The sequence below is a fragment of the Nocardioides cavernae genome (assembly GCF_016907475.1).
Taxonomy (GTDB): domain Bacteria; phylum Actinomycetota; class Actinomycetes; order Propionibacteriales; family Nocardioidaceae; genus Nocardioides; species Nocardioides cavernae.
This window is the reverse complement of record NZ_JAFBCA010000001.1, coordinates 3,929,789-3,954,196: the sequence shown is the minus strand read 5'-3', so window position 1 is coordinate 3,954,196 and position 24,408 is coordinate 3,929,789. Positions and strand designations below refer to the sequence as shown.

The 24,408-nt window shown below is 72.5% G+C and carries 19 protein-coding genes and 1 tRNA gene; 11 read left to right on the top strand and 9 right to left on the bottom strand.

Annotated features, from left to right (window positions below; genetic code table 11):
• Positions 1 to 18 precede the first annotated feature (18 nt).
• Positions 19 to 1,260: a GNAT family N-acetyltransferase gene (locus JOD65_RS18580; RefSeq protein WP_191195112.1), complete on the bottom strand. Its 1,242-nt coding sequence runs from the start codon at positions 1,258 to 1,260 to the stop codon at positions 19 to 21.
• 169 nt (positions 1,261 to 1,429) lie between these two features.
• Between JOD65_RS18580 and JOD65_RS18575 the strand changes: the two genes are divergently transcribed.
• Together JOD65_RS18575 and JOD65_RS18570 are read left to right on the top strand one after the other, a co-directional pair.
• Complete coding sequence (locus JOD65_RS18575) at positions 1,430 to 2,398, top strand: zinc-binding dehydrogenase (RefSeq protein WP_191195113.1); 969 nt, start codon at positions 1,430 to 1,432, stop codon at positions 2,396 to 2,398.
• Positions 2,395 to 3,096 carry an SDR family oxidoreductase gene (locus JOD65_RS18570; protein ID WP_191195114.1) on the top strand — a complete coding sequence of 234 codons (702 nt, stop codon included), beginning with the start codon at positions 2,395 to 2,397 and terminating at the stop codon, positions 3,094 to 3,096. Before JOD65_RS18575 ends, JOD65_RS18570 begins: the two co-directional genes overlap by 4 nt.
• 33 nt (positions 3,097 to 3,129) lie before the next feature.
• Here JOD65_RS18570 and JOD65_RS18565 read toward each other — a convergent pair whose 3' ends face one another.
• The 4 genes from JOD65_RS18565 to JOD65_RS18550 are packed head-to-tail and all read right to left on the bottom strand — an operon-like array spanning position 3,130 to position 8,393.
• On the bottom strand, positions 3,130 to 3,654 hold the full coding sequence (locus JOD65_RS18565; RefSeq protein WP_307821256.1) for a nitroreductase family deazaflavin-dependent oxidoreductase: 525 nt from the start codon (positions 3,652 to 3,654) through the stop codon (positions 3,130 to 3,132).
• Position 3,655: 1 nt separating this feature from the next.
• A complete protein-coding gene (locus JOD65_RS18560) occupies positions 3,656 to 4,324 on the bottom strand; it encodes a TetR family transcriptional regulator (RefSeq protein ID WP_191195115.1) in 669 nt (222 codons plus the stop codon).
• Positions 4,325 to 4,349: 25 nt separating this feature from the next.
• Positions 4,350 to 4,526: a DUF6104 family protein gene (locus JOD65_RS18555; RefSeq protein ID WP_191195116.1), complete on the bottom strand. Its 177-nt coding sequence runs from the start codon at positions 4,524 to 4,526 to the stop codon at positions 4,350 to 4,352.
• A gap of 21 nt (positions 4,527 to 4,547) precedes the next feature.
• Positions 4,548 to 8,393: a multifunctional oxoglutarate decarboxylase/oxoglutarate dehydrogenase thiamine pyrophosphate-binding subunit/dihydrolipoyllysine-residue succinyltransferase subunit gene (locus tag JOD65_RS18550; protein ID WP_191195117.1), complete on the bottom strand. Its 3,846-nt coding sequence runs from the start codon at positions 8,391 to 8,393 to the stop codon at positions 4,548 to 4,550.
• A 193-nt stretch (positions 8,394 to 8,586) separates the two neighbouring features.
• Between JOD65_RS18550 and JOD65_RS18545 the strand changes: the two genes are divergently transcribed.
• Positions 8,587 to 9,201 carry a hypothetical protein gene (locus JOD65_RS18545; RefSeq protein WP_191195118.1) on the top strand — a complete coding sequence of 205 codons (615 nt, stop codon included), beginning with the start codon at positions 8,587 to 8,589 and terminating at the stop codon, positions 9,199 to 9,201.
• 11 nt (positions 9,202 to 9,212) lie between these two features.
• Positions 9,213 to 10,109 (top strand): LCP family protein, encoded by an 897-nt coding sequence (locus JOD65_RS18540; RefSeq protein WP_224747175.1) that lies wholly within the window; start codon positions 9,213 to 9,215, stop codon positions 10,107 to 10,109.
• A gap of 3 nt (positions 10,110 to 10,112) precedes the next feature.
• Here the strand turns inward: JOD65_RS18540 and JOD65_RS18535 are convergent, their stop codons facing one another.
• Positions 10,113 to 11,564: a choice-of-anchor P family protein gene (locus JOD65_RS18535; RefSeq protein ID WP_191195120.1), complete on the bottom strand. Its 1,452-nt coding sequence runs from the start codon at positions 11,562 to 11,564 to the stop codon at positions 10,113 to 10,115.
• Between the two features lie 295 nt (positions 11,565 to 11,859).
• On the opposite strand from JOD65_RS18535, the gene JOD65_RS18530 reads away from it, so the two are divergent.
• Entirely contained in the window at positions 11,860 to 13,092 is a 1,233-nt protein-coding gene (locus JOD65_RS18530) for a hypothetical protein (protein WP_191195121.1), read from the top strand.
• 6 nt (positions 13,093 to 13,098) lie between these two features.
• Complete coding sequence (locus JOD65_RS18525; protein ID WP_191195122.1) at positions 13,099 to 16,020, top strand: FtsW/RodA/SpoVE family cell cycle protein; 2,922 nt, start codon at positions 13,099 to 13,101, stop codon at positions 16,018 to 16,020.
• 16 nt (positions 16,021 to 16,036) lie between these two features.
• Here the strand turns inward: JOD65_RS18525 and JOD65_RS18520 are convergent, their stop codons facing one another.
• The 3 genes from JOD65_RS18520 to JOD65_RS18510 all read right to left on the bottom strand — a co-directional run bounded on the left by JOD65_RS18520 (position 16,037) and on the right by JOD65_RS18510 (position 17,890).
• Complete coding sequence (locus JOD65_RS18520; protein ID WP_191195123.1) at positions 16,037 to 17,056, bottom strand: rod shape-determining protein; 1,020 nt, start codon at positions 17,054 to 17,056, stop codon at positions 16,037 to 16,039.
• 188 nt (positions 17,057 to 17,244) lie between these two features.
• A tRNA-Arg gene (locus JOD65_RS18515) sits at positions 17,245 to 17,317 on the bottom strand.
• Between the two features lie 75 nt (positions 17,318 to 17,392).
• Complete coding sequence (locus tag JOD65_RS18510) at positions 17,393 to 17,890, bottom strand: thioesterase family protein (protein WP_191195124.1); 498 nt, start codon at positions 17,888 to 17,890, stop codon at positions 17,393 to 17,395.
• A gap of 93 nt (positions 17,891 to 17,983) precedes the next feature.
• On the opposite strand from JOD65_RS18510, the gene argS reads away from it, so the two are divergent.
• Genes argS through thrB form a run of 5 tightly spaced genes read left to right on the top strand, consistent with a single transcriptional unit; the run spans position 17,984 to position 24,352 of the window.
• A complete protein-coding gene (gene argS, locus JOD65_RS18505; protein WP_191195125.1) occupies positions 17,984 to 19,639 on the top strand; it encodes an arginine--tRNA ligase in 1,656 nt (551 codons plus the stop codon).
• Positions 19,640 to 19,645: 6 nt separating this feature from the next.
• Positions 19,646 to 21,049 (top strand): diaminopimelate decarboxylase, encoded by a 1,404-nt coding sequence (gene lysA / locus JOD65_RS18500; RefSeq protein WP_191195126.1) that lies wholly within the window; start codon positions 19,646 to 19,648, stop codon positions 21,047 to 21,049.
• Positions 21,049 to 22,365, top strand: coding sequence for a homoserine dehydrogenase (locus tag JOD65_RS18495; RefSeq protein WP_191195127.1), 1,317 nt, complete (start codon positions 21,049 to 21,051; stop codon positions 22,363 to 22,365). The genes lysA and JOD65_RS18495 overlap by 1 nt, the downstream gene beginning before the upstream one ends.
• Positions 22,366 to 22,376: 11 nt before the next feature.
• Positions 22,377 to 23,456, top strand: coding sequence for a threonine synthase (thrC, locus tag JOD65_RS18490; RefSeq protein WP_191195128.1), 1,080 nt, complete (start codon positions 22,377 to 22,379; stop codon positions 23,454 to 23,456).
• Positions 23,456 to 24,352, top strand: coding sequence for a homoserine kinase (gene thrB / locus JOD65_RS18485; RefSeq protein ID WP_191195129.1), 897 nt, complete (start codon positions 23,456 to 23,458; stop codon positions 24,350 to 24,352). The genes thrC and thrB overlap by 1 nt, the downstream gene beginning before the upstream one ends.
• The last annotated feature ends 56 nt before the right edge of the window (positions 24,353 to 24,408 follow it).

Sequence of the window (24,408 nt, the reverse complement as noted above, 5' to 3'; positions counted from 1 at the left end):
GGGACGGCCCGGCGGAGGTCAGAACCCGATCGACGGCTCCGGAGCGACCGTGGTGCGCATCGCCCGCGCCAGGTCGGCGTACGCGCCGGGGCGGTGCTCCTGCACGAGACCCGCGCGGAGCAGCCCGCCGATGCCGTGGCCGAGGTAGCCGGCGCCCAGGACGGCCACGTCGAGGGTGACGTCGGCGGGGGAGTCGGTGCGCGATGCCGCCCCCGCGCCCGAGGTGGTGGTGAGGCGCCAGCGCCCGGCGTTCCAGGGTGCGTGGCGGTCGTGCACCTCGACGACCACGTCGCAGTCGGACTCGTAGGTCCGGAGCGGCCAGGCCGCCCCGACGTCGACGAGCCGGATCCACGTGCTGTCCCAGGTCTTGATGTCGCCGGTTCCGCGGGGGCCGCCGACCCAGCCGAGGATCGGGTCGTCGACGCCGATGTTCTCCAGCTTGGTCGTGCCCATCAGGTCGAGGTCGACGACCCGGCGGGCCAGGGCGAGCCGTGCCGCGGGTCCGCCGGTGAAGGTGCCCACGACCACGGTGCCGGACGGACGGGCGTTCTCCCACTTGTGCTCGCGCCGCAGGCCGGTGAACCCGATGTCCTCGCCGTCATGGCGCGCGAAGATGATCCGGCGGCGCTCCTTGTCGCGCAGCTGCTCCGGCGGCTCGAGCGACAGGAGCGAGAAGAAGTCGGGCGAGCCGACGATCGTGCCGGGGAAGTCGCCCGCGTGGGCGAGCTGGCACGCGCGCATCCGCTCGGCGACGCCTGAGTCGGACATGGTCAGGAGGTGGGTGGTGATGCCGGCGACCTCGTCCTCGAGGTGCGGGGCGGTGAACGTCGTCCCGCGGCCGAGGTCGACCTGGTGGGTCAGCACCGCGTTGCCGTAGCCGTAGCGCCCGTAGATGGCGGCCTCGCTCGCGTGCAGCGCGGAGATCGCCGTACCGGCGTCGCGGGTGCGGGTGAGGTGGTCGGTCATCATCGCGGCCAGCACGCCGCGGCGGCGTGAGTCGGGGTGCACGCCGACCCACGTCAGGCCGGCGATCGGGACGAGCGCCCCGCCGGGCAGCGACATCTCCATCGGGCGTACGCCGTAGATGCCGGCGTGGTGGTCCTCCGGCCCGTCGGGCAGGTCGACCACGAACCGCTGGTCCTCCGGCAGGCCGAGCCGCAGGTGGTCGCGGTCGGCGTCGGTGACCTCGCCGAACCAGACGAGCTGGTCGGTGGCCAGGTACTTCGCGGAGTCCTCCGAGGGACGTACGTCGATGCTCACCGCCTCAACCCAACCGGTCGGTGCGAGGACCTGCAACCGGATAACGGGCGCCACTCGCTAGGTGGTCTCGGTACGCGCCGTCGCGGCCTCGCAAGCTCGGCCGCGGGCGCTACTCGACCTCCTCCCCACGCGGGGAGCGACTGCGTCGCGCCCCGCTAGGCTCGTGATCATGTTCGCCGTCTACGCCGAGTCCTTCTCCTCCGACGACCCGCTGAACGGCCTGGTGGTCGGCGAGCGACCGGCTCCCGAGGCCCCCGACGGGTGGGCGACGGTGACGGTGAAGGCCGCCAGCCTCAACCACCACGACCTGTGGTCGCTGCGGGGTGTGGGCCTGCGCGAGGAGTCGCTGCCGATGATCCTCGGCTGCGACGCCGCGGGTGTCGACGAGGACGGCAACGAGGTCGTCGTCCACGGCGTCATCGGTGACCCGCGGTGGACGGGTGACGAGGCCGACGACCCGGGTCGGTCCTTGCTGTCCGAGCGCCACCAGGGCACCTTCGCCGACCAGGTCGTCGTGCCGCGCCGCAACCTCGTCCCCAAGCCCGACTCGCTCTCCTTCGAGGAGGCGGCCTGCCTGCCCACCGCGTGGCTGACGGCCTACCGGATGCTCTTCGTCCAGGGCGGCTGCAAGCCCGGCGAGACGGTGCTCGTCCAGGGCGCCGGCGGTGGCGTCGCCACCGCGCTCATCACCCTGGGGCGCGCGGCGGGCCTGACGGTCCTCGCCACCAGCCGCGACGAGGCCAAGCGTGCGCGGGCCCGCGAGCTCGGCGCGCACGAGGTGTTCGAGTCCGGCGCGCGCCTGCCCGTGAGGGTCGACGCGGTCATGGAGACGGTCGGCAAGGCGACCTGGACCCATTCGATCCGCTCGCTTCGCCCGGGCGGCAGGATCGTCATCAGCGGCACCACGTCCGGCCCCGACGTCGGTGACGCCGGCCTCACGCACGTGTTCTTCAAGCAGCTCTCGATCATCGGCTCGACGATGGGCACCCGCGGCGAGCTCGACCTGCTGGTGAAGTTCCTGCACGCCACGGGCGCCCGGCCGCTCGTCGACCGGGCGATCCCGATGGAGGAGGCCCGCGACGGCTTCGCCGCGATGGCGGAGGGCGACGTCTTCGGCAAGATCGTCTTCACCCGATGACCCGCACGCACGTCCTCACCGGTGCCGGCTCGGGCATCGGGCTCGCGCTGGCCCGCCGCCTGGTCGAGCGGGGTGACCGCCTCGTCCTGCTCGCCCGCAGCGACGCCCGCGCGGCGGAGCTCGCCCGGACCTTCCCGGACGCCCAGCTCCTGGTCGCCGACCTGGCCGACCCGGGCACCCTCAACGGGGTGGGGCGGCAGGTCGACGGGCCCGTCGACTCCGTCCTCCACGTCGCCGGCGTGGTCGACCTGGCGCCGGTCGAGCGGCTGCGGCTCGCCGAGTGGGAGGAGCAGGTGACGGTCAACCTCACGGCGCCGGCGGTCCTGACCCGCGAACTGCTGCCGCACGTGCGCGCCGCCCGCGGCACGTTCGTCTTCGTCAACTCCTCCGCCGGGCTGGCCGCCAGCGCCGAGTGGTCGGCGTACGCCGCCTCGAAGTTCGGCCTGCGTGCGTTCGCCGACGCGCTGCGGGCCGAGGAGGTCGAGCACGGGGTGCGCGTCAGCACCGTCTACCCGAGCCGCACCGCCACCCCGATGCAGGAGAAGGTGCACGAGCAGGAAGGGCGCACCTACGACGCCTCGCGCTGGATCAGCCCCGAGACGGTCGTCGACACGATCCTGCACGTCGTCGACCTGCCGGCCGACGCCACCATCCCCGACGTGACGGTCCGCCCCGTCGTGCCGCGGTCCGGCACCTGACCCGCGCCCGGTTCGCGCCTGGTCCGACCCGGGTCAGGCCGGCTGCAGGACGAAGACCCGGATCCGTCGGCGCTCGCCGACGCGCTGCCGGTAGCGGGCGTAGCCCGGGTAGAAGCCTGCGGCCAGCGCGAAGACCTCCTCGGTCTCGGCGGGCGTCGCGGGCCGGGCGAGCACCTCGCGCGAGACGCCGCGGTAGGTGAGCGTCGCTCGCGGGTCGGCCTCGAGGTTGAGCGCCCACGCCGGTGTCGCGGCCTGGCCGAAGTTGGTGCCGAGCAGCGCCAGCGTGCCGTCGTACGGCGCCGCGATGAGGTGGCTGGTCCGGCGCTGTCCCGACCTGCGCCCGGTCGTCGTCACGTCGAGGACCTCCAGACCGGCGAGCAGCCCCGGCGCGCTGCGTCGTCCCCGGGTGACCCGACCGACGGCGTCGTCGAGGTGGCGGAGGACGTGGGAGAACACCCAGCCGCCGGCACGGGTGCTGGCGCCCCAGCGCACCGCCCGGTGCAGCGGGTTGCCCGTGGCGTGCGAGTAGCCGAGCTCGGCGGCCAGGTCGTGCCCCACCTCAGGTGCCTTCGCGCGAGCGCCAGTTGAGCGCGCCCACGAGCAGCATCCGCAGCTGGGTGCGGGCCTGGGCGAGGGTGCGCTCCTCGGAGTCGGGGTCGTCGACCAGCCGCTCGGCCATCGTGACCACGAAGGACACGATCAGGTCGGCCAGCAGCCCGATGTCGTCGCTGGAGTAGTGCTCGGCGGCACCGCTGCGGGCGATGTCGGAGGCGAGCTCCCGGGTGGTCTGCTCGATCTCGTGGCCGATCGCCTCCCGCACCCGCGGCGGGCCGGCGACCCGCTCCCGGGCGATGAAGGCGTAGTGCGCCCGGTTGTCCCGCACGTGCTCGGCGACGATCGGCAGCGACCCGTCGATGAAGTCGCGGTACTCCGGGGCGTGGCGCCACACGTCCGTCAGCATCGACCGGAGCGAGCGGAAGCTCTCGTCCACGAGGGCGAGTCCGAGCAGCTCCAGCGAGTCGAAGTGACGGTAGAACGCCGTGGGGACCACCCCGACCTGCTTGGCCACCTGCCGGAGCGAGACGGCGGACAGGTTGGAGTCGGCCGCGAGGGTGAGGCCCGCGTCGAGGATGGCTCGGCGGGTGCGTTCCTTGCGCTCGGCCCGGGTCTCTCCCGCGCCCTCGCCGGACGGCTGCTCGCCGGACAGCAGCTCGGGCTCGGAGGTCATGACGCGAGCCTAGGACACGCGGCTGCTAGTCCTCGGGGTCGTCGAGCCGGGCCAGCCAGGTGGCCAGCCGCTCGACCGGCACCTCGAAGTCGGGGTGCGCGTCGACGAACGCCTGCAGCTGCTCGGCGAGCCACGCCAGGGTGACCTCCTCGTCACCCCGGCGCCTCTCGAGCTCCTCGATCCCGCGATCGGTGAAGTACACCGCTGCTCTCCAGGCTCAGGCTCAGTAGTCGTGGCCGGCCGCGTGCGGCGACTCGAAGGCCGCGTCGAGCAGCGTCTTCTGCTCCTCGACGTGGCGCTTCACCGTGCCGACCGACGGCGACGCGGACGACGGGCGGGTGACGGGCTCGACGGTCATGTCGAGCTGCGGCCACACGTTGAGCTGGTAGTGCGGCCACGGGCCCATGTTGCGCGGCTCGTCCTGCACCCACCGGATGGCCTTGAGGTTGGGGTACTTCGCCACCTCGGCCTTGATCTCCTCGACGGGGTTCGGGTAGAGCCGCTCCACGCGACCGATGGCGAACGCGTCGCCGTTGTCGCGCTTGGAGCGATCGACCATGAGGTCCCACGTCACCCGGCCCGAGCACAGGATCAGCGTCTCGACCTTGTCGCGGTCGGCGTTGTCGTCGCCGATGAACGCGCGGAAGGTGGTGTCGCCGATGAAGTCGGCGGGCTGCGAGGCCGCCTCCTTGCGCTTGAGCATCGACTTCGGGGTGAAGACGATGAGGGGGCGGTGCTCCTCGCCGAGCGAGTGCCGGCGGAGCAGGTGGAAGTACGACGCCGGCGTCGAGGGCTGGGCGACGACCATCGCGTCCTCGGCCGACATCGTCAGGAAGCGCTCGATGCGCGCCGACGAGTGGTCGGGACCCTGGCCTTCGTAGCCGTGGGGGAGCAGCAGGACCACGCCCGACTGCTGGCGCCACTTGGTCTCACCGGCGGAGATGAACTCGTCGATGACGGTCTGCGCGCCGTTGACGAAGTCGCCGAACTGCGCCTCCCACAGGACCAGCGCCTCGGGCCGCGCCACGGAGTAGCCGTACTCGAAGCCGAGGGCGGCGTACTCCGACAGCAGCGAGTCGTAGACGTGGAACTTCGCCTGGTCCTCGGTGAGGTTGGTCAGCGGCGTCCACTCGTCGGCGTTGACCCGGTCGATGATCGTGGCGAACCGCGAGACGAACGTGCCGCGGCGCGAGTCCTGACCGGCCAGCCGCACCGGGCGACCGTCCATCAGCAGGGAGCCGAAGGCGAGGATCTCGCCGGTGCCCCAGTCGATGGGACCGTCGGTGATCGCGGCCGAGCGGCGCTGCAGCTGGGGCATCACCTTGGGGTGCACGGTGAAGTTCTCCGGCGGCGTGACGTAGCTGTCGGCGATCCGCTTGAGCACCTCGGGCGTGACGGCCGTGGAGAAGTCACCGGCCGGCTTGTCCGGGTAGTCCGGGACGGTCGTCCACTCGGTGGGCGCCTCGGAGCTCGCCTCGCGGACCTCGGTGAAGACCCGCTCGAGCTGCTGCTGGTAGTCCTTGAGGACCTGCTCGGCCTCCTCGATCGTGATGTCGCCACGACCGATGAGCGATTCGGTGTAGAGCTTGCGCACCGAACGCTTCTGCTCGATGAGGTCGTACATCAACGGCTGGGTGTAGGACGGGTCGTCGCCCTCGTTGTGGCCGCGACGGCGGTAGCAGACGAGGTCGATGACGACGTCCTTGTTGAACGCCTGGCGGTAGTCGAAGGCAAGCCGGGCGACGCGGATGCACGCCTCCGGGTCGTCGCCGTTGACGTGGAAGATCGGCGCCTGGACCATCCGCGCCACGTCGGTGGCGTAGAGGGAGGAGCGCGAGGAGCCCGGCGCGGTGGTGAAACCGACCTGGTTGTTGATCACCACGTGCACGGTGCCGCCGGTGCGGTAGCCGCGCAGCTGCGACAGGTTGAGCGTCTCGGCCACGACGCCCTGGCCGGCGAACGCCGCGTCGCCGTGGACCAGCAGCGGGAGGACCGGGAACTTCTCGCCCTGGTCGAGGAGGTCCTGCTTGGCGCGGGCGATGCCCTCGAGGACCGGGTTGACCGCCTCGAGGTGCGAGGGGTTCGCGGCCACGGAGACCTTGATCTTGTCGCCCGAGCCGGCGAGGAACTCGCCCTCGGCGCCGAGGTGGTACTTCACGTCGCCGGAGCCCTGGACCGTGCGCGGGTCGATGTTGCCCTCGAACTCACGGAAGATCTGGCTGTACTTCTTGCCCACGATGTTGGCCAGCATGTTGAGCCGGCCGCGGTGGGCCATGCCGATGGTGACCTCGTCGAGACCCTGCTCGGCGGCGGCCTCGCAGATCTCGTCGACGAGCGGGATGGTGGTCTCGCCGCCCTCGAGGCTGAAGCGCTTCTGCCCGACGAACTTGGTCTGCAGGAAGGTCTCGAACGCCTCGGCCTGGTTGAGCTTGAGCAGGATGCGGAGCTGCTCCTCGCGGGGCGGCTTCACGTGCGGCTGCTCGACGCGCTCCTGGATCCACTTGCGCTGGTCGGGATCCATGATGTGCATGTACTCGATGCCGGTGGTGCGGCAGTAGGAGTCGCGCAGGATGCCGAGGATGTTGCGCAGCTTCATGAAGCGCCGGCCCTCGCCGCCGAAGGACCCGGTCGCGAACTCGCGGTCGAGGTCCCACAGGGTGAGGCCGTGCGACTCCACCTCGAGGTCGGGGTGGCTGCGCTGGCGGTACTCCAGCGGGTCGGTGTCGGCCATGAGGTGGCCGCGGACCCGGTAGGCGTGGATCAGCTCGAGGATCCGGGCCTGCTTGACGATGTCGTCGTCATGGGTGGCGACCACGTCGCGGGCCCAGCGGATCGGCTCGTAGGGGATCCGCAGCGAGCGGAAGATCTCGTCGAAGAAGTCGTTCTCGCCGAGCAGCAGGCCGTGCACGCGCTTGAGGAACTCACCCGACTGCGCGCCCTGGATCACGCGGTGGTCGTAGGTCGAGGTCAGCGTCATCGCCTTGCTGATGGCGTTGCGGTTGATCGCCTCGTCGGAGGCGCCCTGCCACTCCGGCGGGTACTCCATCGCGCCGACGCCGATGATCGCGCCCTGCCCGGCCATCAGCCGCGGCACCGAGTGGACGGTGCCGATGCCGCCGGGGTTGGTCAGGGACATCGTGGTGCCCTGGAAGTCGGCGACGGTCAGCTTGCCGTCGCGGGCCTTGCGCACCATCTCCTCGTAGGCCGTCCAGAAGGCCGCGAAGTCCATCGCCTCGGCGCCCTTGATGTTGGGAACGAGGAGCTGGCGGGTGCCGTCGGGCTTCTGCATGTCGATCGCGAGGCCGAGGTTGATGTGGGCCGGCGTGATCAGGTTGGGCTTGCCGTCACGGACCTCGAAGCCGACGTTCATCTCCGGCATCGAGCGCAGCGCCTTCACGAGGGCGTAGCCGATGATGTGGGTGAACGACACCTTGCCGCCGCGAGCGCGGGCGAGGTGGTTGTTGATGACCGTGCGGTTGTCCCACAGCAGCTTGACCGGGACCGAGCGCACCGACGTGGCGGTCGGGACCGACAGCGACGCATCCATGTTGGCGACGGTGCGCGCCGGGGCGCCGCGGAGCACGGTGTACGTCGGCTCGTCGTCGGCGGGGGAGGGCGCGGCGGGCTTGGGGTCCTTGGCGACCGGGGCGCTGGTGCCCTTCGCCGGCTCGTCGGCCGCGGCCTTCGGGCGCGGGGTCGAGGTGGGCGTGGACGAGGCGGCCTTGGCCGGGGCCTTCTCGGTGGCCTTCTCGGGGGCCTTCTCAGCCTTGGCGGGGGCCTTCGCGGGGGCCTTGGCAGGAGCCTGGGACGTCGCCGGCGCCTTGGTCTGGGTGGTGGTCTGGGTCGCGGTCCGGTTCTGGCTGCTCTGCGCGGAGGGGGCGGACGGGGCCGCCTGGGCGGGGGCGGCGCTGCCGTTGCCGAAGTAGGACGCCCACTCCGGACCCACGCTCCCGGGATCCTTGTCGTACTGCTCCTTCATCTCCTCCACGAGCCACTCGTTGGCTCCCAGGTCAGATGACGGTGCAACCGAGGACTGGTTGCCGGACTGCCCGTTCGGGGACTGCGCCACGCTTGTTTCGCCTCTTCCAGATGTGATCGCGCGAGGTATGGACCAAGTCGACGACAAGGCTAGTCGCACACGCACGCAAATGCAGGGCCGGGTTCGTCTGGTGAGGCATGGTGTCGACCACACCCGTAGTCATTCAGTAGCCATTCTCGGGTTTCACCCTCGTTGTCCGCTCGAAACCTGCCTGGAGCTCCCCATGCCCCGCCCCTCACCAGGCCGCGCCCACCGGGCCCGCCGCCTCGTGGGACTCGCGCTCGTGCTGCTCGTCCCGCTCACCTCCGCCTGCCAGTCCTCCGCCGAGCCGTCGGCCGCTCCGGACCGGCTCAGCCGGTCCGACGCGCAGGCGACGCTGGCCTCGAACCCCGCGCCCACGAAGGTCGGGATCCACCGGGTCCACGGCCGGCTCCCGGTCGCCCGGCGCAAGGCCGTTCGCCGGCAGGTCGGCGCTGTCGTCGACCGGTGGTGGGAGGCGGCCTACCTGGGCGGCACCTACCCCCGCAGCAGCTTCCCCGCCGCGTTCCCCGGCTTCACCGCAGCCGCCGAGCAGCGCGCCCGGGCCGACAAGGCCCTGCTGACCAACCAGACCGCCGGCCCGCGCCTCGACTCGGTGACCGCTCGGCAGCGCAAGGTCACCCTCGACATCCTTGCCACCGACCGGCAGGCGAGGGCCGTGACCGCGCAGTTCGTCCTCAAGTTCGACACCACCGGTCAGAAGACCGGCACCACCACCGTGCGGGGGCGGCTCTTCCTCACCCGCAAGCGGGGCGCCTGGCGCGTCTTCGGGTACGACGTCGCGAAGGGAGCCCGGTGATGGGGCGGACCATGAAGCTCGTGCGCACGGTCGCCCTCGTGGCGGTGCTGGCCGTCACCGCGTTCGTCGTACCCACGTCGGCGGTGCAGCCGACCGACGTCAGCCTGGTGAGGATCCGCCACGCCGAGGGCGTCGCCGTCGGCGGCGAGGACGTCATCTGGATCCTGGCGGTCGGCTCCGACGCCCGGCCGGGTCAGGCGATGACGCGGTCGAGGGGCGACGCCCTGCAGATGGTCGGCATCAACACCCGCACGGGGTCCGCCACCGCCATCGGGGTGCCGCGGGACTCGTGGGTCGCGATCCCCGGCCACGGCCGGGAGAAGATCAACTCCGCGCTCTACTTCGCCGGTCCGCGGGGGATGGCCGGCGCGATGCGCAACCTGGTCGGCATCGAGCCCGACTACGTCCTGGTCACCCGGTTCCCGTTCTTCGAGGACATGGTCGACGACATCGGGGGCATCACCGTCACCAACCCGCGCCGCTTCCAGGATCCCTACCTGAAGAAGGAGGGGTTCAAGCAGGGCCGCATCCACCTCGACGGCTACAACGCCATGGCCTTCTCCCGGATCCGCAAGGGCCTGGTCGGAGGGGACTTCGACCGCTCGGCCAACCAGCAGCGGACGCTTCGCGGCATCCACGCCCGGATCCGCTCGCAGGCCGCCCGGCCCGGGTTCATCGAGCGTGGCGTGATGACGGTGATGGCCCACACCGACACCAACGCCTCGCCCGCCGAGCTCTTCGAGATCGCCCAGGCCGTCGCCCAGGTGGACCCGCGCAAGATCACGACGTGCGTGGTGCGCGGTCGGATCGGCTTCGTCGGTGCCGCCAGCGTGGTCTTCCCCGACGTGGCGCAGGCGCGGCGCCTGGGGCGCGAGGCCCGACCGGATGCCGCCCTGCGCGGCTGCTGAGGGTCAGGAGCCGTAGATCCGTCCCGCGGTGCGGGCCAGGTCGATGACGACGGCGTCGGAGTAGAGCTTGATCCGCAGGCCGATCACCTGCGACCCGCGGTAGCCGGTGTCGACGAGCTGGCGCTGGATCTCACCGACGCCGCCCGGCAGCTCGACGACCTCGCCGGGTGCGGGGACCGGCACCGGCTGTCCGGCGACGGTGATGGACCCGACGCCGGTCGAGACCTTCGAGCCCACCCGCTTGCCGGCCTTCTGGCGCATCGCCGCGCGCGAGCTGACGTCGGTGATGACCAGCTGGGCGGTGGGGATGGAGACCGACTCGATCGCGGTGCGGGACCAGCCCTTGGCGACCTTGCCGCGCTTCTTGCCGGTCCTGGCGCGGAACTGGTCGCCGTTGACCTGGTACGTCACGCCCTCGAGCAGCACCGGCACCGGGACGAGCTGGGTGGCGTGGGGGACCTGGTAGGTCTGCGTCCGTCCGCGGGTGCCCTGGCAGGGGAGCGCCTTGTGCTCGACGTTGCCGAACTTCAGCGCACCCTCGAGCGCCTGGTAGTCCATCGCCGTGCCGCCGGAGCGGAAGACGCCGACGGGCGCCGGGCCGCCCATCCGGACGCGGGCGGTGCCGAGCTCGACGAGCTGGCGGCGGTCGCCGGCGGTGACCTCGATCCGCAGTGCCGAGGCCTGCGACTGGGCGTTGCGGCTGTTGGCGCGGCCGTTCTCGTAGCCGAGCGCGATCGTGCCGAGGCCGGGGATGACGATGGGCTTGGTGACGTCGCTCAGGACCTGGAAGACCTGCTGGGCGACCTGCTGGGTCCCGGTGAAGACGGTGTCGCTGACCTGGTCGAGCGGGGCGAGCAGCTGCTGGAGCTCCGGCGGCAGCTGCTGCACCACGGTGTCGTCGAGAAGGTCGAGGGTGATGCTGGCGAAGGTGAAGCCCTCGTCGTGGCCGTAGCCCCGCGGGGTGTGGAAGGCGTGCGCGGTCGTCTGCAGGCCCTTGATGACCAGGCGGGGCGTGGTCAGCGGACCGACGGTGCCGCCGACACTGATGTCGCCGATCGTGTTGGTGCCGCGGACGCCGTGCGTCTCGCCGTCGGCGTACGTCTCGGTGCGGCTCGTGCTGGCCGAGACACGGATCAGCGGGTTGTCCGGGACCGACACGATGCTCTGCTGCTCGACGACCTTGCCGGCCGAGCGGGTGCACAGCTGCTGCGCGTGGGCGTCCTTGAGGTTGAGCGCCTCGACGCTGTCGGTCACCAGCTTCACGCCGTAGACGTCGCCGCGGTAGCCGAAGCCGGTGAGCTGGTCCGTGCTCGCCGCCCTCGCCGCCACCTCGGAGGTGCCCTCCGCCACGGCGACCGGCGCGGTCACCCCCGCAGCCACGAGACCGATGCTCAGACCCACGCCGATGGTCGCTGCCCAGCGACGTCGCCTGCCGTGTCCCACGTGGTGCTCCATGAGTCCTCCCAAGGAAACGGGGAGCCGATGCATCGACCGGTGTCCCAGTGACCGGCCGGTAGCTCCCTCGTCCGCTCAACGACGTCCCGGGGGATTGGTCACGCCGACACCCGGCAATCGTCGTACGACGCCCACGCGGCGCGCGGATCCCGGGACAAGGCCCGGGCCGGACCCGCCCGGGATGGGTCCAAGGACCCTGTGAAGGACCCGGGACGCCTCTCGATACTGAGAAGCGTCACGCAGCGCGCGGTTGCACGACGCACCGCACGCCCGGTGTGCAGGAACGGGGGATCCGATGGTCCAGGAAGTCTCTGCATCCCGCGGCACGGAGCCCGGACCACCTGCGTCGGAGGTCGAGGAGGAGGGCGCCGCCGCGTTACCGGGCTCGGCCGTCGAGGCCGGGCTGGTCCCGCTCGACCGGTTGCTGGCCGTGGTCACGCTCAGCCCTGCCGAGGCCGTCTTCGTGGCCGGTCGTCTGGTGGAGTCCACCGACGTGCCGCCCCAGGCCGACGGTGCACTGCCCCAGGCCGACCGCTGGGTGGTGAGCCTCACTGCCTCCGGGGGTGTCGCGGCGACGCGCGCCGGGCCACGGGGAGGTACCGCCGTCGCCGACCTGCTCGGAGCGCTCGTCCACAACGCTCGTCGACTGCCGGCCCACCCCACTCCTGGGCAGCTCGTGCTGCTGCGCCAGCTGGAGGAGGCGGCCGCCGAGGCCGTTCCCGAACCGGGCGCGCGGGCCGGCAGGCTCCGGAGGGCGCTGGTCGAGACCCTCGGTGGGGAGGCGTCCGAGCGCCTGGGCTCGCAGCTGGCTGACCTCGTCGGCGCGTACGCCCACATGGCGGGAAGCACCCCGGCGGCGACGGGTGTGGCGCGGCCCGCTCCGGACCCGCCGGGTCCTCAGCCGTCCACGCCGACGCGGTTCTCACCGGGCCGGCCACGGTCACGCGGCCCGGCCGCGGGCCGTCGTCGCGCACCGGGCCGCCGGGTGGCGCTCGCCGCCCTGCTCCTGGTGGTGGCAGTGGCGGGCAGCGGCTACGTGCTGACCCGTCGCACCGACGATGCGAGCGCCGGTGCGGACGGACGTGACCCCGCGACCGCCGCACCGACAGGGAAGGCGTCCGCCGGCACCTCGCCGAAGCCCTCGGACCGAGCATCGTCCGGGCCTCGTCCGCGCATCGAGACGCTCGCGCCGCGGCGTGCCGGTGCACTCACCGGTGTCGAGCTGCGACGGGCCGGTGCGTGCAGTCCGGGTGCGCTCTGTGCCGTCACGGTGACCGCTCGCTTCCGCCCGGCCCAGTCCGCGCAGACCCTGACCTGGCGGGTGGGCACGGCGACGTCGTGCGAGGGCAGCGTGAGCTGGTCACCTCCGGTCAGCGTGACTGCGCAACCCGGCTGGACCACGGTCTACGCCAGCTCGTCGGTGCCGATCCCGCGGCGACCCGCGGTGGCGCTCGTCGCCACGACGACCGCACCCGCACGCGCCCAGTCGGCGCCGGTGCCGGTCACCGGGTCGACGCTGCGCTGCTGACCGGCCATGCTGAGCGTCGAGCGGGGGTTGCTGGGTGGGCGCCGGTCCCGCCCGGGGCCCGGCCGGCCGGTACAGCTTCCAGACGCCGCTCTCGTCGACCCCCTCGCCGTCGGTGCGGTCGCCGTCCTGGTCGGACTCGGACTGGCCAACCTCGTCGCGCTCGGCGACCTGTCGGCCGTCCGGCACCAGCTCGTCGTCGTCGTCGGGGGCGTGGTGCTGTTCCTTGTCCTGCGGCGGTGGCGCACGGAGGGGCTGCGGTGGCTCGGCTGGGGCTGCTACCTCCTGAGCGTGCTGCTCCTGGTGGCGGTCGACGTGGGCGGCCTGACGGTCCGGGGAGCCCAGCGGTGGATCGCCATCGGCCCCCTCTCGATGCAGCCGTCCGAGCTCGCCAAGCTCGGCCTGCTCCTGGTGCTGGCCCAGGTGCTCGGCAGCGACCGGTCGTGGCCGCGCCGGTTGGCCACCGCCGTGCCCGTCGCCGCCCTGCCCGTCGCCCTCATCCTGCTCCAGCCGGACCTCTCCACCGCCCTGGTCCTGTGCGCGGTGGTCTTCACGATGCTCATGCTCGGCCGGATCCCCCTCACGGTGCTCGTGTCGGTGCTCGTCGCGACGGTTCTCACGCTCCCGTTCGTCGTGCACCTGCTCCACCCCTACCAGCAGGACCGGCTCAACGCCTTCCTGAGCGGATCGACGGGCGTCGACGGGCCCGGTTGGGCGATCCAGCAGATGCACATCGCCCTGGCCTGGGGCGGGTTGACCGGGGGCGCGGACCATCCGCTGCACGACCTGGTGGGGCTCTACCTCCCCGACCGGCACACCGACCTCGCCTTCGCCAGCGTCGTCGAGCAGTTCGGGATCGTCGCCGGCGCGCTGGCGGTCCTCGCCGCGGCGGTCCTCGTCTGGCGGGCCGTCGCCGCGAGCCGCCGCGCCCGCACTCGGCCCGCGGCCCTGGCCGCGGCCGGCTTCGCCGCACTGGTCAGCGTCGAGGTCGCGATCTCGGTGGCCTGCAACCTCGGCCTGGCGCCCACCGCCGGCGTGCCGTTCCCGCTCGTCAGCCAGGGCGGGACGGCAGCCGCCGTGCACATCGCTGCGCTCGGGCTCGTGCTGGCCCTCGGCGCCGACGGGGAGACCCACCGCCTGTGGAACGGGCGGCCGGACGCCGCCCGGCCCCGGCTCCTGCGCACGACCGCGGTCACGGTGACCGCCCTCCTCGTCGGCATGGTCGGCTTCGTCTGGCAGCTGCAGAGCGCGCAGGGCTCCCAGCTGCGCGAGGCCGCGCTCGACCAGATGCTGCGCTGCACGCGGGTCCCCGCGGCGCGCGGGGAGATCACCGACCGGCACGGGACGCCTCTCGCCCTCGACGTCCGGCGGCACCGGGTGGCGGTCGTGCCCGCCTTGGTGCGACCCACCGACGTCAGCAGCCTCGCCGCCCTCACGGCCCGCCCGGAGAGCGGCCTGCGGCGGCTGCTCCGCCGGGACCGGGCGAGCCGCGACGTCACCGTGGCCTCCCTGCCACCAGCGGCTGGTCGACGGGTCAGGGAGGCCGCGCTGCCCGGTGTCTTCGTGGTCCCGGACACCCGTCGGCGCTACCCCGCCGGTGACGTGCTCGGCCCGGTGCTGGGCTGGACGGGTGTCGCCACCCCCGTCGAGATGGAGCGCTGGCCCGACCTGGCCCTGGGCGCGATCGCCGGCCGCGCCGGGCTCGAGCAGGTCTACGACCCGATCCTGCGCGGCACCGACGGCCGCCAGTGCGTGTACGTGACGCCGGCCGGCACGCCCATGGCGATGGGGCCCTACACCCCGCCCCGCCGGGGGAACACGCTGCGCCTCACGCTCGACCTCGGCCTGCAGCGCGAGCTCACCCGGTCGCTCGACGCCGTGCTGCGCAGCAGGCCCGGCCAGCCGCTCGGGGACCTCGGGGGAGCGGTGCTCCTCGATCCTCGGAACGGGCAGGTCCTCGCCACGGCCAGCCGACCGTCGTACGACAACCGGGTCTTCGGCCCACCCGTCGACAACCGGGCGCTGGCCAGCGTGTCGCGCAGGGCAGGGAGCCCGATGCTCGACCACGTGACCCAGGTGGCGGCACCGCCGGGGTCGACGTTCAAGCTCGTGGTCGCGGCCGCCAGCATGCGGGACGGCACGGTGCCGCCGGACCGGGTCCTGCCGGGCGGCGGCTCCTGGACGCTGGGCGACCACAGCTTCGGCAACTGGATGTCCCTGCCGGCGCAGGACCTGCCGAACGCGATCTCGTGGTCCAACAACGTGTACTTCTACCAGCTCGCGTGGGCGATGGGCCCCGGGCCGATGATCAGCACGGCGCGGAGCCTGGGCGTCGGCCGGCCGACCGGCGTCGACCTGCCCGGGGAGAGCGCCGGCTACCTGGGCACTCCGGACTCGATCTCCCGCGACGGCGGGACGTGGTACCCCGGCTCCACCGTGATCCTCGGCATAGGGCAGGGCTACATCACGGTGACGCCACTGCAGGACGCCCTGTGGACCGCGGGCATCGCCACCGGGGCCGTGGTCACGCCCCACCTCGGCCTGGCGTACGGCGAGGGGCCGGGCCGGTCCGCGCTCCGGTGGCCGCGGCCGCGGCGGCTGCCGTACGCCGACAGGCTGGGACCGGTCCGCGAGGGCATGGCGCTGGCCGCGACGTCCGGCACCGCCAGCATCCTGACGGCCCTGCCGGTCCGGGCCGGCGCCAAGACCGGCTCGGCCCAGGACCCGTCCGCGCCCAACGGCGCGCCGGACTCGTGGTTCACCGCAGCCGCCCCGCTCGACCGCCCGCGCGTGGTGGCGACCTCGTTCGTGCGCGGCGGCGGTCACGGGGTCAGCACGTCTGGAGCCGTCGTGCTGCCTGTGCTGGAGTACTTCTTCGCGCACGAGGAGGAGATCCTGCGGACCGGGCCTCCCGCCCGACGGCGTCGCTGACCGGTCGGGTTCGTGGTCAGCCCGCCTCGATGAACGTGTCCTCGTAGGCACGGACCACGTCGGGGTCGCCCAGGCAGTGGGCCGCGCCCTCCGCCACGCAGGTGAGCGGCCGGTCAGCCATCCGGACGGGGAAGCCCAGCGCGGACTCGACCAGCTTGTCGAAGCCGCGCAGCAGGCTGGAGCCGCCGAAGACCACGACCCCCTCGGTGAGGACGTCGTCGGCCGCCTGCGGCGGCAGGTCGTCCAGCACTCCCGCGAGCGCGGCGATGATGGCGTCGGCCGTGGGTTGCAGCGCCTCGAGGACCTCGGCGGACTCCAGGGTCTTCAGGCGTGGCCGGCCGGTGGCCAGGTCGATGCCCTGCACCACCGTGGAGAGGCCCTCCTCAGCGTCCACGGCGCACTTCAGGGCCTCCGCCGTGAGCTCGCCCACGAGCAGCTGGTGCTCGGCCCGCAGGTAGCGGTACAGCGTGAGCGTCATCTCGTCGCCCGCGATCCGCGACGACCGGTGGGACAGGACGCCGCCGTAGCAGAACGCGGTGATCTCCGAGGTGCCCCCGCCGATGTCGAGGACCATGTGTGCCCGGGGCTCCAGGGGGTCGAGGCCGCAGCCGACGGCCCCCGCGATCGGCTCCGGGATCAGTGCCGCCTTCCGCATCCCGGCCTCGTCGGCCACCTCCAGCAGCGCGCGCCGTTCGAGGGCGGTCGCGCCGGCCGGCACCCCGATGACGGCGCGGGCGCCGATCCGCTGCCACGCCGGCAGGGCCGCCTTGTCCAGCAGCGCGGCCATGAAAGCCCGCGCCGCCTCGAGGTCGACGATCACCCCGTCGTGGAGCGGACGTACGGCAGTGAGCCCGACGGGGCAGCGGCCCATCAGGTCGCGTGCCTCCCGTCCGACCAGCAGTGGTCGCACCCGCCGCGTCCTCGCCTCGGAGGTGCGGACCACCATCACCGACGGCTCGTCCAGCACCACCCCGCGGGTCCGGTGGCACACCACCGTGTTCGCGGTCCCGACGTCGATACCGAAGCCACCGCTCATTGCGCCCCCTGTGTGGGATCCCAGGACCTGGTCCACGCTACGGCTCCGCCGTCGCCGTGACAGGGGTCTTTGGTCCCGGGAACAGGGACCCGGGCCCGAGGGCGCTCCGGGGGACCCCGCCCGGAAATGACGAACGGACCCACGAATTCGCAGGTCCGTCGTCGCGGATGTCGTGCGACATCACAGGGCGCCTCCGGCAGGATTCGAACCTGCGGCACCTGGTACCGGAAACCAGTGCTCTATCCCCTGAGCTACGGAGGCCCGCACCGCCCGGATCGCTCCGGGGCTGGTGCGCGGTGAAGACTACCGGTCGCCCGGCGCCGTGGTGAAACCGCCTCAGCGCAGGGCGAGCGACCCGGACGTGTCGGCCGGGAAGGGCAGGCTGTCGTGCTCGGCGACGCGGGCGTCCAGCTTGGCGGCGACGTCCGCGGGCCAGGGCGCGGTCCGCCGGGTCTCGAGGTCGATGTGCAGGAAGATCTCCTCGACCACGCACGCCACCTGCCGGTGCGTCTCGTCGAGCACGTAGACGAGCACGTGGGCGGCCCGCTCGGACCGCCCGAGCAGGCGCACCCGCGCCGACATCGTGTCGCCGGTGCGCAGCTCGTTGAGGTAGGTGACGTGGTGCTCGGCGGTGAAGCACGCGTGCCCGTGGCTCAGTGGCCACATCTGCGGGATGCCCACCTCGACGAGCGACTCGTCGAGCCCCTCGCTGGCGATACCGATGTAGTGGCGGACGTTGAGGTGGCCGTTGATGTCCTCGAACGGCATCGGCACGGGCTGCTCGACGTAGGCCGGGAGGTCGATCAGCTGGTCGTAGGTGGGGTGCGTCGTCACGCCCCGAACCATATGGCAGGACCATCGGGCGTCGGCGGGCCACGGCGTGAAACCGGTTCGGCCCGCACAGTGACCCGCCGATAGGCTTGCCCGGTGAATCCCGATCAGCTCTCCGAGACCATCGTCGACGTGCTGGAGGCCCTCGTGGCCGACGGCGCGATCACGCTGCCCGACGGCGTGCCGGCCCAGGTCACGGTGGAGCGACCCCGGCAGCAGGGCCACGGCGACTACGCCACCAACGTGGCGCTCCAGCTGGCCAAGAAGGCCGGGACCAACCCCCGCGCCTTCGCCGACCTCGTCGCCGAGCGGCTCCGCGCCGCCGACGGCGTCGCCGAGGTCGAGGTCGCCGGTCCGGGCTTCCTCAACGTGACGGTCGAGGCCGGGGCGCAGGGCCAGGTCGCCGCCGACGTCGTCGCGGCAGGGACGGCGTACGGCTCCTCCGACGCCTTCGCGGGGGAGAAGATCGACCTCGAGTTCGTCTCCGCCAACCCGACCGGGCCGCTGCACCTCGGTGGCGTGCGGTGGGCGGCGGTCGGCGATGCGCTGGGCCGGATCTTCGAGAAGACCGGCGCGGACGTCACCCGTGAGTACTACTTCAACGACCACGGCGCCCAGATCGACCGCTTCAGCTCCTCGCTCCTGGCCAGCGCGAAGGGCGAGCCCGCTCCCGAGGACGGCTACGGCGGTCAGTACATCCACGACATCGCCGCGGCCGTCGTCGACAGGCGCCCCGACGTCAAGGACCTCGACGACGCCACGGCCCAGGAGGTCTTCCGCGAGGTCGGCGTGGACATGATGTTCGAGGAGATCAAGAAGTCGCTGCACGACTTCGGCGTCGACTTCGACGTCTACTTCCACGAGAAGTCGCTGCACGACTCCGGTGCGGTCGAGCGAGCCATCGAGCGGCTCACCGAGATGGGCAACACCTACGAGTCCGCCGGCGCGTTGTGGCTTCGCACGGAGCAGTACGGCGACGACAAGGACCGCGTGATCATCCGGTCCAACGGCACCCCGGCCTACATCTCCGGCGACCTCGGCTACTACCTCGACAAGCGCGAGCGCGGCTTCGACCGCTGCTTCATCATGCTCGGCGCCGACCACCACGGCTACGTCGGCCGGATGAACGCCATGTGCAGCGCCTTCGGTGACGAGCCGGGCAAGAACCTCGAGATCCTCATCGGCCAGATGGTCAACCTGCTCCGCGACGGCGAGCCGATGCGGATGTCGAAGCGCGCCGGCACGGTCGTCACCATCGACGACCTCGTCGACGCGATCGGCGTCGACGCCAGTCGCTACGCACTGGCGCGCTACCACAGCAACAGCCCGATCGACATCGACCTCGACCTGTGGTCGCGCGCCACCAACGACAACCCGGTCTTCACGGTCCAGTACGCCCACGCCCGCGTGTCCAGCCTGATGCGCAACGCGGCCGACCTCGGTGTGACGGCAGTGTCGCACCCCGAGCTGCTCGCGCACGAGAAGGAGGGCGAGCTGCTGCGTGCGCTCGCCGAGTTCCCGCGCGTGGTCAAGGCAGCCGCCGAGCTGCGCGAGCCGCACCGGGTGGCGCGCTACCTCGAGGAGCTGGCCGGCACCTACCACCGGTTCTACGACAGCTGCCGCGTGCTGCCGCGGGGCGACGAGGACACCACCGACCTGCACCGGGCGCGCCTGATGCTGGTCGACGCGACCCGGGTGGTGCTCGCCAACGGCCTCGACCTGCTCGGCGTCTCGGCCCCCGAGAGGATGTGATCGGGCGTGCCCACCGCACACCCGTCTGGTTGGGCCCACGCGGACGGCGCGCTGCGCGGGCCGCACTGGCTGCGTGAGCCGAGCGACCCCGACGCGCTCGTCCCGCTCCTCTGGTCGCGGACGGCGACGAAGTCCGACGGCGTCCTGAGCGTCGGCGGCGTGCCGCTGCCCGAGCTGGTGCGCGAGCACGGCTCACCGGCGTACGTCCTCGACGAGGCCGACTTCCGCAGCCGCGCCGGCGCCTTCCGCGACGCCTTCGCCGACTACGACGTCTACTACGCGGGCAAGGCGTTCCTCTGCACCACCGTCGCCCGGTGGCTCGCGGAGGAGGGACTCTCGCTCGACGTCTGCTCCGGCGGCGAGCTGGCCGTCGCGGAGCGGGCCGGGTTCCCGATGGGGCGGGTCGGCTTCCACGGCAACAACAAGACCCTCGGCGAGCTCGAGCGCGCCGTCGAGCTGGGCGTGGGCCGGGTCATCGTGGACTCCTTCCACGAGATCGGGCGGCTCGCCGACGTCGCGACCGAGCTCGGCCGGACGGTGGGGGTGATGGTGCGGGTCACCGCCGGCGTCGAGGCCCACACGCACGAGTACATCGCCACGGCCCACGAAGACCAGAAGTTCGGCTTCTCGATCGCCAGCGGCGACGCGCTCGAGGCCGTACGACGCGTGCACGAGGCCCAGGGCCTGCGGCTGCTCGGCCTGCACTCCCACATCGGCAGCCAGATCTTCGACACCTCGGGCTTCGAGGTGGCGGCCCGTCGCGTGCTCGCGCTGCACGCCCGGGTGATCGAGGAGGTCGGCGTCGAGATGCCCGAGATGGACCTCGGCGGCGGCTTCGGCATCGCCTACACGACCCAGGACGACCCGTCCGACCCCGCGCAGCTGGCCACCGAGATCACGAAGATCGTCGAACACGAGTGCCGGGCCCTCGACATCGCGCTCCCACGCTTGTCGATCGAGCCCGGGCGCGCGATCGCCGGCCCGTCGATGTGCACCGTCTACGAGGTCGGCACGGTCAAGGAGGTCGCCCTCGACGGCGGGCTTGTGCGCACCTACGTCTCCGTCGACGGCGGGATGAGCGACAACATCCGCACCGCCCTCTACGACGCCGACTACTCCGCCACGATCGCCTCCCGCCCCTCCGGCGGCCCGCCCACGCTGTCGCGCGTCGTGGGCAAGCACTGCGAGGCCGGCGACATCGTGGTCAAGGACGAGTTCCTGCCCGCCGACGTGCGTCCCGGTGACCTCGTCGCCGTGCCCGGGACGGGCGCCTACTGCAGATCCATGGCGTCCAACTACAACCACGCGCTGCGTCCTCCGGTGATCGGAGTTCGGGACGGGAAGACTTTCACCGTGCTGCGACGAGAGACTGTGGCGGACCTGTTGGCGACCGATGTGGGTGTTCTCTGATGAGTTTCGGTGACAAGCGCACCTTGAAGGTGGCGGTGCTCGGCTGCGGTGCGGTCGGGTCCCAGGTGGTGCGGCTGCTCAGCGAGCAGCACGACGACCTGGCCGCGCGCGTGGGTGCGCCCGTCGAGCTGGTGGGAGTCGCCGTACGACGCCTTGACGCCGCCCGCGACGTCGACGTGCCCGACGGCCTGCTGACGACCGACGCGCAGGGCCTGGTCGCCCGCGACGACGTCGACCTCGTCGTCGAGGTGATCGGCGGCATCGAGCCCGCCCGGTCGCTCATCCTCTCCGCGCTCGACAACGGCGCGAGCGTGGTGACGGCCAACAAGGCCCTGCTCGCCGAGGACGGCCCGACCCTCTTCGAGGCGGCCGCCAAGGCCGAGCGCGACCTCTACTACGAGGCCGCCGTCGCGGGAGCGATCCCGATCCTGCGACCGCTGCGCGAGTCGCTTGCCGGCGACCGCGTCACCCGCGTGCTGGGCATCGTCAATGGCACCACCAACTTCATCCTCGACAAGATGGACACCTCCGGCGCCGGCTTCTCCGAGGCGCTCGAGGAGGCCCAGCAGCTCGGCTACGCCGAGGCCGACCCGACGGCCGACGTCGAGGGCTTCGACGCCGCAGCCAAGGCGGCGATCCTCGCCAGCCTCGCCTTCCACTCGCGCGTGACCGCCGCCGACGTCTACCGCGAGGGCATCTCCGAGGTCACCGCCGCCGACGTCGCCAGCGCCCGCGACATGGACTCCGTGGTCAAGCTGCTCGCCATCTGCGAGCTCCGCCCGGGCCCCGACGGCCAGGAGCAGGTCGCCGCGCGGGTCCACCCGGCGATGATCCCGCGCTCGCACCCGCTGGCGAGCGTCCGCGAGGCCTACAACGCGGTCTTCGTCGAGTCGGAGGCCGCCGGGCAGCTCATGTTCTACGGACCAGGCGCCGGCGGCGCACCCACGGCGAGCGCCGTGCTGGGCGACCTCGTCACGGTCGCGCGCAACCGCCTCGCCGAGACGCGGGGCGCCGGTGAGTCGGCCTACGCCGACCGCGCGGTCCTGCCGATGGGGGAGACCCGGACCCGCTACCACGTGGCGATCGACGTCGACGACCGCGCCGGCGTGCTCGCGGCGGTGGCCAACGCCTTCGCCGACCACGACGTGTCGATCCAGACCGTGCGCCAGGAGGGTCGCGGCGCCGACGCCCAGCTCGTGGTCGTCTCGCACGCCGCCCCCGACGCCGCGCTCAGCGCGACGGTCGACCAGCTCCGCAGCATGGACATCGTCCGTGAGGTCACGTCAGTGATGCGCGTCGAGGGAGGCGAGGAGTGACCGGCGGCGGCATGGGCGCCGGGACCGGCACCCACCAGTGGCGCGGCGTGATCGAGGAGTACCGCGACCTCCTCGACCTCCCCGAGGGGATCCCCGCCGTGACGCTCCGCGAGGGCGGGACGCCCCTCGTCCACTCCGAGTGGCTCTCCGGGCTCACCGGGGGAGAGGTGTGGCTCAAGGTCGAGGGCGACAACCCGACCGGCTCGTTCAAGGACCGCGGCATGACGGCCGCGATCTCCCACGCCCGGCACCTCGGCGCCGAGGCCGTCGTGTGCGCCTCGACGGGCAACACGTCGGCCTCGATGGCGGCGTACGCCGCGAAGGCGGGTCTCAAGCCGCTGGTGCTCATCCCCGAGGGCAAGATCGCCGCCGGCAAGCTCGCCCAGGCGGTCGTGCACGGCGCCCAGGTGATCATGGTCCGGGGCAACTTCGACGACTGCCTGTCGATGGCCATCGGCCTCTCGAAGAGCTATTCGGTCGAGCTCGTGAACTCGGTCAACCCGGTCCGCCTGCAGGGGCAGAAGACCGCGTCGTTCGAGATCGTCGACTTCCTCGGCGACGCCCCCGACGTCCACCTGCTGCCCGTCGGCAACGCCGGCAACATCTCCGCCTACTGGCTCGGCTACCAGCAGTACGCCGACCTCGGCCGGGCCACGAAGCGCCCGAGGATGCTCGGCTTCCAGGCCGAGGGTGCGGCGCCGCTGGTGACCGGTGAGCCGTTCCCCGACCCGGAGACCAAGGCGACCGCGATCCGGGTCGGCAACCCGGCGTCGTGGCACCTCGCCGAGCAGGCGGCCAAGGAGTCCGAGGGCGGCTTCGCGGCCCTCTCCGATGCCCAGATCCTCGCCGCGCAGATCGAGCTCGCCCGCAACGACGGCGTCTTCGTCGAGCCCGCCTCGGCCGCGGGCGTCGCCGGCCTGCTCGCCGCTCTGGAGTCCGGGCAGGTGTTCTCCGGCGCCACGGTGGCGATCACCGTCACCGGCCACGGCCTCAAGGACACAGCGACCGCGCTGGAGTCCTGCGGCGACCTGGTCGACACGGTCGTCGACGCCGACGTCGACGCGGCAGCCGCCGCAGCCGGCCTCTCCTGATGGCGCAGTTCGTCGACGGGCCGGTGCGGGTCTCGGTCCCGGCCACCTCGGCCAACCTCGGCCCGGGCTTCGACAGCCTCGGCCTGGCGCTGTCGCTGCGCGACGAGCTCGAGGCGGAGGTGCTGCCCGAGGGCCTGGTGGTCGAGGTCGAAGGGGCGGGTGCCGAGGGCGTGCCGCGCGACGAGTCGCACCTGGTGGTCCGCTCCATGCGCGCGGCCTTCGAGCTGATGGGGGAGCAGCCGCCCGGCCTGCGCCTGGCGTGCCGCAACGTCGTCCCGCACGCCCGCGGCCTCGGGTCGTCGTCCGCCGCGATCGTCGCGGGCGTCGTCCTGGCGCGGGCGCTGGTCGCGGGCGGCCAGCTGCTCGCCTCCGACGAGGCGCTCTTCGACCTCGCCGCCGACCTCGAGGGCCACCCCGACAACGTCGCCCCGGCGTTCTACGGCGGGTTCGTGATCTCCGGCCGCGAGGACGGGCACTGGTACGCCGTCCGGGCCGGGGTCGACCCCCGGGTCACCGCCGTGGTGTTCGTCCCGCCCACCGGGGTCGAGACGAAGGTCGCCCGCGGCCTGCTGCCCGACGTCGTGCCCCACGCCGACGCCGCCGCCAACTCCGGCCGCGCCGCCCTGCTGGTCGCCGCCCTCAACGGGCAGCCCGAGCACCTGCTCGCCGCGACCCGCGACTGGCTCCACCAGGACCAGCGCGAACCCGCGATGCCCGAGACGCTGGCGCTCGTACGACGCCTGCGCGCCGAGGGCGTGCCCGCCGTCGTCTCCGGCGCCGGCCCGACCGTGCTGGCCTTCGGCTCCTCCGACACCTCCGACCTGCTGTCACGGTGCCCGAGCGGGTGGACCCCGCACCAGCTGTCGATCGACGTCGACGGCGCACGGCTCACCTGAACGCTCTGGCACAGGTGGCGGCAGATCGCGTCTGGTGTGGGGTGCCGGGTGCGAGG

What these genes read in the sequence shown, in the direction of transcription:
- JOD65_RS18570 (WP_191195114.1), top strand. Translation starts at nt 2,395, where the DNA reads ATGACCCGCACGCACGTCCTCACCGGTGCCGGCTCGGGCATCGGGCTC.
- JOD65_RS18540 (WP_224747175.1), top strand. Translation starts at nt 9,213, where the DNA reads ATGAAGCTCGTGCGCACGGTCGCCCTCGTGGCGGTGCTGGCCGTCACC.
- JOD65_RS18575 (WP_191195113.1), top strand. Translation starts at nt 1,430, where the DNA reads ATGTTCGCCGTCTACGCCGAGTCCTTCTCCTCCGACGACCCGCTGAAC.
- thrB (WP_191195129.1), top strand. Translation starts at nt 23,456, where the DNA reads ATGGCGCAGTTCGTCGACGGGCCGGTGCGGGTCTCGGTCCCGGCCACC.
- JOD65_RS18520 (WP_191195123.1), bottom strand. Translation starts at nt 17,056, where the DNA reads ATGAGCGGTGGCTTCGGTATCGACGTCGGGACCGCGAACACGGTGGTG.
- JOD65_RS18525 (WP_191195122.1), top strand. Translation starts at nt 13,099, where the DNA reads ATGCTGAGCGTCGAGCGGGGGTTGCTGGGTGGGCGCCGGTCCCGCCCG.
- JOD65_RS18560 (WP_191195115.1), bottom strand. Translation starts at nt 4,324, where the DNA reads ATGACCTCCGAGCCCGAGCTGCTGTCCGGCGAGCAGCCGTCCGGCGAG.
- JOD65_RS18535 (WP_191195120.1), bottom strand. Translation starts at nt 11,564, where the DNA reads ATGGAGCACCACGTGGGACACGGCAGGCGACGTCGCTGGGCAGCGACC.
- JOD65_RS18530 (WP_191195121.1), top strand. Translation starts at nt 11,860, where the DNA reads ATGGTCCAGGAAGTCTCTGCATCCCGCGGCACGGAGCCCGGACCACCT.
- JOD65_RS18545 (WP_191195118.1), top strand. Translation starts at nt 8,587, where the DNA reads ATGCCCCGCCCCTCACCAGGCCGCGCCCACCGGGCCCGCCGCCTCGTG.
- JOD65_RS18495 (WP_191195127.1), top strand. Translation starts at nt 21,049, where the DNA reads ATGAGTTTCGGTGACAAGCGCACCTTGAAGGTGGCGGTGCTCGGCTGC.
- thrC (WP_191195128.1), top strand. Translation starts at nt 22,377, where the DNA reads ATGGGCGCCGGGACCGGCACCCACCAGTGGCGCGGCGTGATCGAGGAG.